Origin of the sequence: Endozoicomonas sp. Mp262, assembly GCF_025643335.1 — a bacterium.
GTDB lineage: Bacteria > Pseudomonadota > Gammaproteobacteria > Pseudomonadales > Endozoicomonadaceae > Endonucleibacter.
The window spans coordinates 3060179-3073658 of sequence record NZ_CP092489.1 but is presented as its reverse complement, the minus strand read 5'-3'; the positions used below and the strand labels follow the sequence as shown (position 1 = coordinate 3073658).

Genomic DNA, 13480 nt, shown 5'->3' with positions numbered 1-13480 from the left:
AAGACGCTTGATAAGTTTTTTCCCCAAATTTTTCATAAACAACGAATTAGTTATTACTACACAACCTACATTCAAAAATATTATGAAACATACATATTAATTAGAATCTATACTGCTATGCTATGCAGTAACTAACCAAAAACCATGAAATACAAGAATAGCAAAAGAAGGGGAGACAGTATTACCCCAGAATTCCTCAGTATTTTCCAGTAGCTTACAAAGAGGAAAGCTTATACCTCAACGATGGTCATTAGTTGATCGAATTAACCGTTTAATTTGGCAAATAGAACAATTGCATCTTTCAAATCTCTTTAGGTACTGTTACCTATTCATGGATCTGATGCTATTGTCTACTATCAAAGTAATAATTCAACAACATTATAGTGGAATGCATTTAGCCTGGAGGCACCCATGAGCAAATACTCATATACAACAGTTTATGAAGAATTTACTGGATTAAAGCCACCCGAACCCAAAACCAGCAAGCCACGAAGAAGAAGGGGCTATGGTCACCCTTATAGAATGCGGTTAAATATGCAGGATGAAGCTCAACCAAACCTGGAAAATAATCTGGGGGAACAGCCAGAAAAATCATTTGAAGCCACCGATCATCAGCCAAGGTCAATTTTTAGAACTTCTCAGTCAAGAAACCCTGATACTAGCAGCAGGTTAGATGAAAGTAGTCATTCACATCATAACCCTCACCACACACCTAAGGTAACTTATAAAAAACGTCGCCACTATAATCTGTCAAATATGCAGAGCGAAACATTGAACTAAGCGTGCATACCACCTGGATATTTCATAACAATGCTTTAAAAAGCATTTTTTCATTATATCCATAAAGTGTTTCTACGGGTTTGCTTATTAAGGTAAGTATTTTTCATTAACCTTACGTCACTTGTTTTACGAAAGGTTCTTATTTATCCATATCCAAAGTAAACAAACCTTTATTAACACATTTAATTATTATGAAATATCCCTTCTTACCTAACAGCATTAGCCAAGTATTAACCACAAGCCAACCAGCAGCATCAAACTTCCGGCAACGCGATTCATTACCCGAACATGGGAACTTTTTTGTAGCAGATATCCCAGGGTTTTACCCCCGCTGGCATAGATCAACAAACATATTGACTCTAAAAGCAGTATCAGGCTAATCAAGACCACAAGCTGTGGAACCAGGGCATAGTCAGCACGTATAAACGGAGGTAACAAAGCAATAAAAAAAGCCCAGCCTTTAGGGTTAACGACAGCGGTTACAAACCCCTGCACTGCCAATTCCTTAGCTGAAACGGCCTGACTTTTTTCCTGACCCTGAGGAATCGACATCCGCCCCCTGGATAGCCACATCTGTATCCCCAAAAAGACCAGATAGCAACCCCCAAGCCACTTTAATACTGTAAAAACCGATGGATAAGCCAACATGACGGCTGCTATACCAATCACCGCAGATACAGCCACTAGTGCCACACCGGTAAGCTCTCCCAGCATCATCCATAGGGTTTGACGTATACCTATTGTCATCCCCATTGTCATTGCCAGCATCATACACATCCCCGGCGTCACCGATACCAGAAAAAATGTAGGAATAAATAACACTAAAACCGACAAGTCTACCATAGCAGCCCTTATTCTCTGGTGCTTATGATGCTGTTATATACCTGATCATCACACCAGCTGCCACCGCTGATCCAATAACCCCGGCCACATTAGGTCCCATTGCATGCATTAAAAGATAGTTGTGGGGATTTGCTTCCAGCCCAACCTTATTAGATACCCTTGCAGCCATAGGCACAGCAGAAACCCCCGCCGAGCCAATTAAAGGATTGACTTTGCTGCGACTCACTTTGTTCATCCCCTTTGCCATCAGAATGCCTGAAGCCGTTCCTATACAAAAGGCAACCACTCCCAACATAAGAATACCCAAAGTTTCTATTTGCAAAAATTTGTCAGCAACCAGCTTTGAACCTACAGATAACCCCAAAAAAATAGTCACACTATTAATCAGTGCATTTTGAGCTGTGTCTGATAATCTATCCACCACCCCACACTCTCGCATTAAATTGCCAAAACAGAACATACCTAATAACGGCACCGCATCAGGTAACAGCATGGCAACCAGCAATAATAACAGCAACGGGAAAATTATTTTCTCAAGACGACTCACCGGCCTGAGTTGACTCATGATAATCTGACGCTCCGCCTCTGTAGTCAGCAGTCGCATAATAGGAGGCTGAATAAGCGGTACCAGCGCCATATAGGAATAAGCTGCAACAGCAATAGCGCCGAGTAAATGTGGTGCCAGAACACTGGAAACATAAATGGCGGTAGGACCATCCGCTCCACCAATAATTCCTACAGCCGCAGCATCAGCAAGGCCGAATGACATGACTCCGGAAGTATTGAGCAATAAGGCTCCCAAGACTGTAGCAAAAATTCCGAATTGTGCCGCCGCCCCTAACAATAAGGTTTTCGGATTAGCCAGTAAAGGGCCAAAATCGGTCATTGCCCCCACTCCCATAAAAATCAATAAAGGTGCCACACCACTGGCAATTGCAACATTATAGAACTGATATAGAATTCCATGACTAAAGCCATAATCCTCAACGATGCCATCCACAGCCTCCCGTATAGAAAAGGGAGCTTCAGAATAGCCCGTCAACAAATCCCCGGGCGACAGAGAGCTAACACCAAGCAATGAGCCAATTTCCAGCATAAGAGCCTGAGAACCCTGATAAACCGCCTGCTCAACAGCAGAGAGAGCCAAGCCTGCCTCGGGAATATTGGCCAGAATCCCCCCAAACCCTATTGGCACAAGCAGCAAAGGCTCAAATTTCTTGTGAATGGCCAAATAGAGCAGCAATATCCCAACCACAATCATTATTAACTGACCACCGGTCAGGTTGTATAATCCAGAGCCATACCAAAGATTTAACAGCTTTTCCATTTCAACCCATTCCCTGTTTATGAAAGCGAAAGTAGAGAATCACCCACGGCAACACTGGCACCTTCTTTCACATTAACACTGGTAATTTGGCCTGCCCTGGGAGCTTTTACCTCTGTCTCCATTTTCATGGCCTCCAGAATTAACAGCACATCACCTTCACTAACTGTATCTCCGGCCTTCACCAAAATTTTCCAGATATTACCCGCTAAAGGTGCTGGCAATACCTCAGCACCCGAGGCATTCTGTGGAGAAGCGGCCACGACTTGATTTTCAACCCGGGTTAACTCCCCCCCTTCCATGACTTCAACCAGATAGGCATTGCCATTAACTTTCACCGTGTAAATACCCGGTTCAGATGACTCTGAGTCATGACCGGACGAAGCAGTCACTGCCGTTGTTTTAATATCAGGTGCAGGCTCAAAGGCAGCGGTATTATTGCGATTTTCCAAAAACTTCAAGCCCACCTGTGGGAACATGGCATAGGTTAAAACATCATCTTCCCTGTCAGCGGCCAGGCTAACCCCCTTATCATTAGCAATACCCTGAAGCTCGGCCGTGATCTTATCCATTTCATTATCAAGCAAGTCGGCGGGACGGCAGGTAACCGGTTTATTACCATTCAATACTTGTGCCTGTAATTCCTGGTTGAAAGGTGCGGGCGCTGCACCATACTCACCTTTTAATATTCCCCGGGTTTCCTTTGATATTGTCTGATAGCGCTGCCCGGTCAATACATTCAAAACAGCCTGGGTTCCAACAATCTGTGATGTGGGGGTGACCAGTGGAATAAACCCAAGGTCTTCCCTGACCCGTGGAATCTCGTTAAGCACCTCATCAAACCGGTCACTGGCTCCCTGCTCCCTTAACTGACTTTCAAGATTAGTTAACATTCCCCCGGGAACCTGGGCAGTTAATATACGGGAATCAATCCCCTTAAGGGCCCCTTCAAATCCTGCATATTTTTTTCGAACACCGCGAAAATGGGATGCAATAGCCTCGAGAGGCTTTAAGTCCAGTCCTGTATCCCTTTCTGTACCTTTTAATGTGGCGATAATTGACTCTGTCGGGGAATGGCCATAGGTCATGGACATGGATGAGATTGCAGTATCCACTCGATCCACACCGGCTTCGACTGCCTTTAGAATTGTCATGGATGAAAGGCCAGAAGTGGCATGACAATGTAGCTGAATTTCCAGGCTGGTAGATTGCTTTAATTTTGAAACCAGCTCATAGGCATCATAGGGCGTCATAATACCCGCCATATCTTTAATGCAAAGCGAATCAGCGCCAAGGCTTTCAATTTCACAGGCCAAATCTATCCAGCTATCCAGGGTGTGCACAGGGCTTGTCGTATAGGATAGGGTTCCCTGAGCGTGTGCTCCCTGTTTTTTAACCGCCCTCATTGCCCGATCCAGATTTCGTGGATCATTCATGGCATCAAAAACCCTGAAAACATCCATGCCATTGGCTACCGCCCTTTCAACAAATTTATCCACCATATCATCCGCATAATGCCGGTATCCCAGGAGGTTTTGTCCCCTGAGCAGCATCTGCTGGCGGGTTTTCGGCATCACCTTTTTCAGCTCCCTAAGGCGCTCCCAGGGATCTTCGCCCAAAAAACGGATACAGGCATCAAAGGTAGCTCCGCCCCAGGTTTCCAGGGACCAGAAACCTATATCATCCAGCTGTTCTGCGACAGGTAACATATCCTCCAACCGCAAGCGAGTTGCAAACAGCGACTGATGTGCATCTCGAAAAACCACATCAGTGATCCCTAAAGGACGGGTTGCCTCTGACATATAGCGTGTAGCTCCATTTGTTTTTGTTATTTTTTTAGCTTGCGGTGCTGATGAATGGCTGCACTAATGGCCACTATGACTTCATTATCAGCATCCTTATTAACTTTCCCGGTATTAGCGGCAGGCTCAGGATAGAAATAACCGACCATTTTTGACATCAGTCCGGTTAAAATAACCAGCAATGTCAAAAATAAAAAGACAACACCCATTCCCATCCCAAGAAGATAAAGTCCCTCTGTAATGCTATCTGGCATAATCATCAAATCCATGTACCAATTAAGGCATTTGTTATTTATATTTAATAGATGACGTACAAATTGATAACTGAGATGGAGTACGGTCTGTTTAACCGTTATTTTACCCAAACCAGCTATAGAAACAATTAATTCAGGCTTTTATTATACAAGGAGGTATAAATTGCCTACTCTTGGCACATCGCCCTCCCAGCGTCACTTTTTTCATCGAGTCACACAATCAAAGATTGGACAGGCTATTTCTCACCGCTGGCGATCACGTCGGTTACGCAAACACGACCCTCTTGGTGCTATTTTGGCAGATGCTGCCAGATTGCTTACGGATAAAGACCCTCTATTCGATGCATCCCTTGATGAGAGAAAGGCAGAGGCGGTCAATATTGATACTATTTTCTCCAGCGAAGGTTCCGCCTGGGAGCGACTCAAGGAAGGAGCCAGCGAAATAAAGGCCAATGTCAAACATCATGCCAAGTGGGGTGCCTTAACAGGAGCGGCTATTGGTGGTGGTACTGGCCTGGCACTGGGTGTTGTTGGAGGCCTGGGTGCTGGTGCCACCATTGGCCCGGGAGGATTCATTGCAGGACTTATTGGCCCCGGCCTGATGTTTGCGGGTATTGGCGGTATTGCCGGTGCCGGGGTTGGAGCACTGCTTGGATTATGCCGGTCTGCATACTATTTAATTGCCAACCCTGAAGCCAAAGCACTGCTTCAGCTTAAACGCCTAATGAAAGATTACAATAAAATAGCACTGGCAATAAAAAACAATAGAGCCGAAGAAGGTCAGTACATTAGCAAGCTTAAATCACTCTGGCTTGACATTCAGGGGCTAAGAATGGGAATCCAGGCATGGCGTTACAATAAGGCAGAGGAAGAAACCAAAAAATTATTGGAGACTCTACAAAGTAACCCTGGGCCACACCACAAAGCCATAAAAAAACATCTCGAAAAAGGGGCTGATCCCTTTATGCTTGTTCACTCTGATTCCGCAGATGGGGGTAATGCCCCGCTATTACAAATATGCCGTATGGGTGATGTAAAGAGCTTTAAAATCATGCTAAAAGCAGCAGAAGAAAAAGGTAACTACCCAAGCCTGGCAACAATAAAGACGTTATTACATACCATTAAACCACTTGACCATAGCCTTTTAATAGAAGGGCAGGCTGCCATTCATAAAACCCTGGAACAGATGAAGGACAGTATGGAAAACTGCTCTAACCAGCTGTGTGAACTGTGCAAAAAAGAAGGCTCTGAACCAGACATAAAACAGGTAACACTTCATTTGGAAGCAGGGGCAGACCCGCTACACCCTGATGAAAACATGCCGAGGGACACAGATACCAAAGAAAAACCTGCGCACGCTCTCCACTGGGCTTGTCACAGGGGTCATGCCAATACCTTTGCCGCACTGGTCAAAAAAACACCTTTAACCCTTGAACAGATTAAAACATTAAAAGGCATGGCCACAGAGAAAAAAGAGGCACTATCAGATAGCACACAGAAGAAAAACTATGACAAGATTATACGAACCCTCGACACAGCTCTTGAAGTACCCACAGACCAAAGAAAAACATGGGAAAAAATAAAAAGCCTTCCCGAGCAACTTGCACCTGTGGATGATGAAACTATTTTGCTTGATACAGGAAAAGAAGGTTTTTCTCCCGCCGCACCAGTAACGCTACAGGATATCAGCTTTACCGGTTGTAGCACTGCTGATTCCGCAAAGTTACTGGAGAACGTCTCACAGGATAACTCATAAAGCCTTCTCCCACTCTGTTGGGAAAAACATTTTGCTCCTCCGTTTTTCATGGTGCAAAATGTTTTCCTTTCACCATAGGGGCTGTTGTCAGGCTTGCTCAATTGAGAATATCTGAATACTCCCAGGTCTTTAAGTTTCTCTGACTACTATGGTTAAGAAACCTGGGAGTGCCCAGCAAACTGCTAACCACCCCCACATTCATATAGTCCTTACCAAACTGGACCAACAAGAACGTATTATACTCCGCAGCACCACTTCTAAAGACCGGTATATTGGTGCGGGGTACTGTGTATGTATGCCCCCAGACCTGATGCACATGACCAACAAACACCGCAATAACATTTTTAGTATTTGATGCCATCAAATTAACAAACTGGGGATTATAAATTCCCATATGCTCGCCATAATCATGGAAATTGATCACGATATATTTACCAGCCCGTGAGGCACTATCCAGATCCCGTCGCAGCCATTCAAAAGCATCGGTGATACCTATTTCTGAAGCGGTATAGGCGGGATGATTATTCAACTGGATAAAATGATAACGCCCGATATCAAAAGAGTAAGCCAAACTCCCCTCATCAAAACTGGTAACCCTGTTGCTTTCAAAGTTAGGTACGCCATTACAACTCACCATAGTCTTAATATAATGGGTGGCATTTTTAGCACAGCCATTATAACCAAGGGCCATATATTCCAGGTTACGGTTCCACCAGCAACCCTGCCCCCCCCTATTCAGGTTATTGGCATAGTCATGGTTACCCAGCCCCGGAAATAACTTTAGTTTTAAATTGGCAACACCTGGCTCATCAGTGGCCGCTGTATGGTAATACTGTTTATAGAGATCCACCTGCCAGTCATGCCAGTAGGCGGTCAAATCACCATTCAAAATCAAACCAAGCGGTTTAGTAACAGCGCCTCCCCCCCTGGTAACGTAGGATGTATTTGGCCACTGACCGGTAATATTGGTACCGCCATGGGTGTGAGCCACCTGCTGAATGGCATTCATTGCCTCCACTTGCTGGTGATTGCTTTTTTTCCCAAACACCAGCTCTGAATCTGCTGAACTACGACGACCGGGAGGACCCCAGGGTAACTGGGTATCAGAGGCTATCAGCAAAGTAAAAACCTCCGGATCAGCACGGGTATCCACTGCCCGGGTAAAACTCGTGGACTCACAGGTACTGGGGTAAGCAATGCTCCGCTGTTTTCGATCCGGCGTATAAAAAGCACCAAAGAAGCCCTTTGAACATTGGCTGGTCAGGTTATTATAACTGTAACCATCCCGGCATTGCGCCCTGCAATAAACCCCTTCCTGATCATAATTTTCCGGACAAACGGAATAACAGGTGGCGGACTGGTATTGCATTCCCCGGGGGCAGCTGACAATGGTTTCAGCCTGTAGAGACAGGCAACAGATCATCAATAAAAATGTGGTGGCATACCGCCGGGCACTAAAGAACAGGTTAAAATTCATGGGGAAGTGTATTATTTTTTTATTCATTGATTCATTCATTGTTACCTTACTTTCTGGCAAATCACAAATAGGGAGGGGAGTCGCATTACTCCTCATTCCCTGACACCGGCACTTCTGCTAAATTTTCCCATTTTCAGAATACCCGTTTACAGCATGCATATAACCCTCGCCCCAATGGAGGGCGTCGTTGATTATTTGATGAGGGAACTTCTGTCAGAGGCAGGCGGCCTTGACCTCTGCGTCACAGAATTTGTCCGTATTACCAATACCAGACTCCCATCCTCCACCTTTTACCGGCTTTGTCCGGAGCTTCGTCATGGTTGCACCACCAGAAATCAAACTCCGGTTCATATTCAATTGCTGGGCAATAACCCGGAAATGATGGCTCTCAACGCAGAAAAAGCGGCCAAAATGGGAGCTTTGGGTGTTGATTTAAATTTCGGCTGTCCGGCTCGCACTGTTAATAAACATAAAGGGGGTGCTGTCCTGTTGAAAGAACCAGAGCTGATTCACCGCATTGTCAAAACCATCCGGCAACAAGTACCTGAATCAGTCCCGGTCACTGCAAAAATGCGCCTGGGTTATGATAATACGGATTTGGCCCTGGAAAATGCCCACGCCATCGCCAGCGCTGGCGCCTCCGCACTGGCGGTTCATGCCAGAACCAAAGTCCAGGCTTACCGTCCACCCGCCCACTGGCAGTGGCTTGCCCGTATCAGGGAAAGCATTGGTATCCCGGTGATTGCCAATGGTGATATCTGGACGGTGGAAGACGCCCGGCAAATCCAGAAAGTTTCGGGTTGTCACCGGATCATGATAGGGCGGGGAATTTTAAGAAACCCGTTATTGGCCCTACAGATCAAAACTGACCAGGCAGGCCTGTCCCAAGACCATCTCTGGAGCCAGGCTCTGCCCCTGCTGCAAGGATTTGTCAAAAAAGTAATGGATTTCAGCCATTATCCTGCGCAAGAGCATCCTTACTTTATTACCGACACCAACCGCTATATCACCGGCCGCCTCAAGCAGTGGCTGGGCATGATGAGTAAAAACTCTGAACAGGCTATGGCTCTATTCCAGCAAATAAAGCGACTAAACTGTTCCCAAGCCATTTCAGATAGACTTTTCACCTCCTGAGAATCCGGAAGACCTGAATAATGCCTAATAGCTCTTCTACCCATGCCACTATGAACGCCACCCTGGAATGGGATGATAACGGTCAGCCCGTGTCGAGCCAGTTTGACGATGTCTATTTCTCCAAAGTCTCAGGCATTGAAGAAACCCGTTATGTTTTTCTGGACCACAACAAACTTCAAGAGCGCTTTAGCCAACTACACAGGGCAAAGACCCCTAATCAAACCTTTGTAATCGGGGAAACAGGTTTTGGCACCGGCCTGAACTTTTTATGCGCCTGGCAATTGTTTGAACAACATGCGCCAGCAACAGGCCAGCTGCACTTTATTTCCACAGAGAAGTACCCACTAAGCACCCGTGACCTGAAAAAAGCCTTATCACTATGGCCCGAGCTTGCCACATACAGCCATTTGCTCCTTGAGGCCTATATGCCTGCTTGCCAGGGATTCCACCACCTGATATTTGCCGAAGGTCGCATCCGCCTGACCCTGCTTGTGGGAGACGCGCTGAACACCCTTCCCGGCATTGAAGCCAAAGTTAACGCCTGGTTTCTTGATGGTTTTGCCCCTTCCAAAAATCCGGGTATGTGGCAACCCGGATTATTCAGAACCCTGGCTGAGAAAAGTGCTGAAAATGCCACTTATGCCACGTTTACCGCTGCCAGAATGGTAAGGAATGGTCTCCAGCAAGCCGGATTTTCTATTGAGAAAACCCCGGGGTTTGGTCGAAAGCGCCATATGATTTGCGGCCAACTTCAGCAAATGCCAGAACAAGCAGTACCTCAGGCAGTATGGAACCAAATACCCAGTCACCATTCCCCTGACCGGAGTGCAGTTGTTATCGGTGGTGGCCTGGCAGGCACCAGTTGTGCACGCTCCCTTGCTGAACGGGGCTGGAAGGTCACGCTACTGGAACGGCACCCGCAGTTAGCCACTGAAGCCTCCGGCAACCCCCAGGGCATCCTCTACGCCAAGCTATCGGCAAATAACACTCCGCTAAGCCAACTGGTATTACAGGGCTATAGCTTTACACTCAACCGGTTAAGGCAATTGGAGAAACAGCATCCCGGCCTGCAACATCCCTGTGGGGTCATCCAGCTATGTACCTCTGAATCAATCACTCGCCGCTATCAACAGTTGCACTATCAGTTACCGGATGAGGTTCTGCAGTTACTGAATAAAAAGCAACTCTCCAGCATCGCCGGCTTGCCTATTGAGCATAACGGGCTGTATTTTCCTGAAGCCGGCTGGGTCAGTCCTCCCTCTGTTTGCCAGGCCCTGGTTGACCATCCCCATATTACGGTCAAAACCGGGGTGGCTATTGATGAGCTGATTAAAACCACTAATAACTGGCTATTAAAAAGCCAGGAACAGCCATTCATGACAGCGAATACCGTGATTATCGCTGGCGGATTATCCAGCATACAATTGCCCCAGTTATCCCACTTACCCATCAAGGGAATTCGCGGACAGGTCACCCGGGTTAAAGCCACTGAACACAGCAGCAAGCTTGGCAGCGTAGTCTGTGGTGAGGGTTATGTGGCACCGGCCTGGCAACAGGCCCATACCCTGGGAGCCACCTTTGATTTTCACTCGGACGACCTGTCGGTCAGTGATGCTGATCATGAACGAAACCTAACCATGCAATCAGCATGGCTACCGTCATTTACCCAGGCTCTTGATGAAGGCCGTTGTCAGATAGAAGGAGGAAAAGCAGGATTCCGTTCCACAACCCCCGACTATCTCCCTCTTGTTGGCCCCATTGTTGACAGGAAAGTCTTTTTGAATGACTTTGCACCACTAAGAAAAAACCGAAAGCACCCCTTTAGCAAGGCCCCTGAATTTCTCAGTGGACTCTATATAACCGCAGGGCATGGCTCCAGGGGACTGATCACCTGCCCGTTAGCAGGAGAAATTCTGGCAGCAATGATCAATGGGGACCCCAGTCCGGTTCCACAGGATATACTGGCTCACCTTAACCCTGTCAGATACCTTGTCAGGGGGTTATCCAGAAATGAGCCCCCGGCAACCACCACTCAGCCAAAATAAGAATTATTCACAACAAATTACGGATATTCACTTACGGAAAACTTGAAGAACACGACTATCTTAAGTGGCATGTTCATTTAAATTCTGAAGGGTTTTAACTCAGCAAACTGCGTTCGGGTAGCCTGTATCTATTTCCCGGGTTACCCGCTTTTTTTATTCGTTAGGCAAACAGACTCCAGTTCCCCCAATACCGCAGTAACCTCCTGGATTTTTTCCCAGATACTGCTGATGGTACTCCTCCGCATAGTAAAACGTGCCAGCCTGCTCGATAGCAGTGGTTATTTTGCCACCTTCCTGCGTACTGAGAGCTTTCTGATACCGCTCCAGCGATCTTATGGCCAGCTCATGCTGCACCGGGGAGGTCACAAAGATTGCTGACCGGTATTGGGAGCCCTTATCATTCCCCTGTCTCATGCCCTGGGTGGGGTCATGAGTTTCCCAAAAGAGCCGGATAACACTATCGGTGGCAATGATCTGTGGATCATATCCCACCAGCACAACCTCAACATGCCCCGTCAGCCCTGAACACACCTCTTCATAGATGGGGTTGGCTGTATACCCTCCCATATAACCCACAGCCGTTGTCCAAACACCTCCCTGCTGCCAAAAGAGCCTTTCTGCCCCCCAAAAGCACCCCATTCCCAGATAAATCAATTCAATATTATCAGGAAAGGGAGGTGCTAATGAGTGCCCGTTAATAAAGTGTCTTGATGGCACAGAAACAGGGGTTGACCGGCCTGGCAGCGCCTCTTCTGCCGAAGGCAGTCGTTGTTTATCAAAAACAGCCATTTCAATTAACCTGATACTGGAGTAGAGAGTGGGGAATACTGACCTCCCATTCCCTACTGCCTGTTTAAGGATATTAGCGCTACTGCTAGGGACTGTTGACGTTTGATCGTGAGCTCAGCCAAAACCAGCGGTTTCGTGGCTAGACGCAGTAGCGCAGGAATACTCACGTCTTTCAAGCTACTGCAACGACGGCACGGAATCGCTGGTTTTGGCCCTTCGGGTGGCTCGTAAAGCGGCTTTCCGACTGCGTTGGACTGGCTTGACGTAGAACAACTATGCCTGCACCAGTCCGCCCGGCGTGCCCCATTGGGTATTGCGGAAAACCGCTTTACGAGCCACTGAGTTCACGATCAAACGTCAACAGTCCCTAACTACTTATTAACGATTCTGCGCCCCTGCCAGCAATTGGGGATCAAGGCGCTTATCAAACCAGTTTATACGCCAGTCCAGGTGTGCCCCGGTAACTCGACCTGTCGCTCCAACCAGACCAATCGTATCCCCCCTTTTAACCACCTGCCCCCTGGCCACAGATACCCGGCTAAGATGCAAAAAACTGGAAGAGAGGCCAAAGCCATGATCCATAATCACCGTTCCCCCGGAAAAATATAAATCTGACTCTGCCAGAGTGACTACACCATCAGCAGGAGCAACCACTGGCGTACCCACCGGAGCCGCAACATCCACACCATAATGGGGTCTGCGAGGCTTGCCATTAAAGTATCGCTGACTCCCGTAAACACCGGTTACAGGCCCTGTTAATGGCCAGCTAAACCCTTCAAAAAAATCGGTATAACCGGAATCAAGGGTTCTTGCCTCTTTAACAAGACCATTTTCAAGTTGAATTCGGGCAAGTACAGCCTTGGCTGGCTGAATATACTTTTTTGCTACGCCATTAATCCTTTGAATTTTATATTCCCTGGGTTGCAGTTTTAGCTCGACCTCTTCAGGGGGCTTACCGGGTAAAACCTGTTGATAGTGTTGTACCAGTTCAGCATTACGACCAAATCCCAGTATAAACCACCCCTGTTTTGAAACTCTAACCGCCTCTCCTTCATAGAATATCTGGGTTCCCGGCTCGGCATGGCCAATGTAAATCCCTCCTGGAACCAGCTCAGAGCTGAGTCCACGCTCATCCAGAACCGGTGAAGCCCTGACAGCCATAGCCACTAACGCCAAAAATCCTGTGATCAATAATTTTTTATAGCTTAAAATTCTCATTTTTTTACATCCTTATTTCTTTATTTTATTTATTACAATATTCCTAAATCACTTCCTT

At 46.8% G+C, this 13480-nt stretch carries 11 protein-coding genes; 4 read left to right on the top strand and 7 right to left on the bottom strand.

The genetic code is table 11. The features are described 5' to 3' along the window. The first annotated feature begins 411 nt into the window (after window positions 1-411). On the top strand, window positions 412-780 hold the full coding sequence (locus MJ595_RS13495; RefSeq protein WP_263078455.1) for a hypothetical protein: 369 nt from the start codon (window positions 412-414) through the stop codon (window positions 778-780). A 219-nt stretch (window positions 781-999) separates the two neighbouring features. Here MJ595_RS13495 and MJ595_RS13490 read toward each other — a convergent pair whose 3' ends face one another. The 4 genes from MJ595_RS13490 to MJ595_RS13475 are packed head-to-tail and all read right to left on the bottom strand — an operon-like array spanning window position 1000 to window position 5009. Further along, window positions 1000-1623 carry a LysE family translocator gene (locus MJ595_RS13490; protein ID WP_263078454.1) on the bottom strand — a complete coding sequence of 208 codons (624 nt, stop codon included), beginning with the start codon at window positions 1621-1623 and terminating at the stop codon, window positions 1000-1002. Between the two features lie 22 nt (window positions 1624-1645). After that, complete coding sequence (locus tag MJ595_RS13485) at window positions 1646-2950, bottom strand: sodium ion-translocating decarboxylase subunit beta (protein WP_263078453.1); 1305 nt, start codon at window positions 2948-2950, stop codon at window positions 1646-1648. A 17-nt stretch (window positions 2951-2967) separates the two neighbouring features. Continuing rightward, window positions 2968-4749, bottom strand: a complete 1782-nt coding sequence (oadA, locus tag MJ595_RS13480; protein ID WP_263078452.1) for a sodium-extruding oxaloacetate decarboxylase subunit alpha — start codon at window positions 4747-4749, stop codon at window positions 2968-2970. 26 nt (window positions 4750-4775) lie between these two features. Beyond that, a complete protein-coding gene (locus MJ595_RS13475) occupies window positions 4776-5009 on the bottom strand; it encodes an OadG family transporter subunit (protein WP_263322507.1) in 234 nt (77 codons plus the stop codon). Between the two features lie 157 nt (window positions 5010-5166). On the opposite strand from MJ595_RS13475, the gene MJ595_RS13470 reads away from it, so the two are divergent. Further along, the gene (locus MJ595_RS13470) at window positions 5167-6759 is read left to right on the top strand and encodes a hypothetical protein (RefSeq protein ID WP_263078451.1); all 1593 of its coding nucleotides are present in this window, start codon (window positions 5167-5169) and stop codon (window positions 6757-6759) included. Window positions 6760-6856: 97 nt separating this feature from the next. Here the strand turns inward: MJ595_RS13470 and MJ595_RS13465 are convergent, their stop codons facing one another. Further along, on the bottom strand, window positions 6857-8263 hold the full coding sequence (locus MJ595_RS13465; protein WP_263078450.1) for a metallophosphoesterase: 1407 nt from the start codon (window positions 8261-8263) through the stop codon (window positions 6857-6859). Between the two features lie 126 nt (window positions 8264-8389). On the opposite strand from MJ595_RS13465, the gene MJ595_RS13460 reads away from it, so the two are divergent. Together MJ595_RS13460 and mnmC are read left to right on the top strand one after the other, a co-directional pair. Continuing rightward, on the top strand, window positions 8390-9370 hold the full coding sequence (locus MJ595_RS13460) for a tRNA-dihydrouridine synthase (protein ID WP_263078449.1): 981 nt from the start codon (window positions 8390-8392) through the stop codon (window positions 9368-9370). Window positions 9371-9390: 20 nt separating this feature from the next. Further along, window positions 9391-11415 (top strand): bifunctional tRNA (5-methylaminomethyl-2-thiouridine)(34)-methyltransferase MnmD/FAD-dependent 5-carboxymethylaminomethyl-2-thiouridine(34) oxidoreductase MnmC, encoded by a 2025-nt coding sequence (mnmC, locus tag MJ595_RS13455; RefSeq protein WP_263078448.1) that lies wholly within the window; start codon window positions 9391-9393, stop codon window positions 11413-11415. A gap of 153 nt (window positions 11416-11568) precedes the next feature. Here mnmC and msrA read toward each other — a convergent pair whose 3' ends face one another. Together msrA and MJ595_RS13445 are read right to left on the bottom strand one after the other, a co-directional pair. Continuing rightward, entirely contained in the window at window positions 11569-12204 is a 636-nt protein-coding gene (msrA, locus tag MJ595_RS13450) for a peptide-methionine (S)-S-oxide reductase MsrA (protein WP_263078447.1), read from the bottom strand. Window positions 12205-12582: 378 nt separating this feature from the next. After that, window positions 12583-13422, bottom strand: coding sequence for a M23 family metallopeptidase (locus tag MJ595_RS13445; protein ID WP_263078446.1), 840 nt, complete (start codon window positions 13420-13422; stop codon window positions 12583-12585). Window positions 13423-13480 lie beyond the last annotated feature (58 nt).

Excerpts from the sequence above, each read along its gene's own strand:
- MJ595_RS13495 (WP_263078455.1), top strand. The coding sequence starts at position 412 with ATGAGCAAATACTCATATACAACAGTTTATGAAGAATTTACTGGATTA.
- MJ595_RS13490 (WP_263078454.1), bottom strand. The coding sequence starts at position 1,623 with ATGGTAGACTTGTCGGTTTTAGTGTTATTTATTCCTACATTTTTTCTG.
- MJ595_RS13485 (WP_263078453.1), bottom strand. The coding sequence starts at position 2,950 with ATGGAAAAGCTGTTAAATCTTTGGTATGGCTCTGGATTATACAACCTG.
- oadA (WP_263078452.1), bottom strand. The coding sequence starts at position 4,749 with ATGTCAGAGGCAACCCGTCCTTTAGGGATCACTGATGTGGTTTTTCGA.
- MJ595_RS13475 (WP_263322507.1), bottom strand. The coding sequence starts at position 5,009 with ATGATTATGCCAGATAGCATTACAGAGGGACTTTATCTTCTTGGGATG.
- MJ595_RS13465 (WP_263078450.1), bottom strand. The coding sequence starts at position 8,263 with ATGAATAAAAAAATAATACACTTCCCCATGAATTTTAACCTGTTCTTT.
- MJ595_RS13460 (WP_263078449.1), top strand. The coding sequence starts at position 8,390 with ATGCATATAACCCTCGCCCCAATGGAGGGCGTCGTTGATTATTTGATG.
- mnmC (WP_263078448.1), top strand. The coding sequence starts at position 9,391 with ATGCCTAATAGCTCTTCTACCCATGCCACTATGAACGCCACCCTGGAA.
- msrA (WP_263078447.1), bottom strand. The coding sequence starts at position 12,204 with ATGGCTGTTTTTGATAAACAACGACTGCCTTCGGCAGAAGAGGCGCTG.
- MJ595_RS13445 (WP_263078446.1), bottom strand. The coding sequence starts at position 13,422 with ATGAGAATTTTAAGCTATAAAAAATTATTGATCACAGGATTTTTGGCG.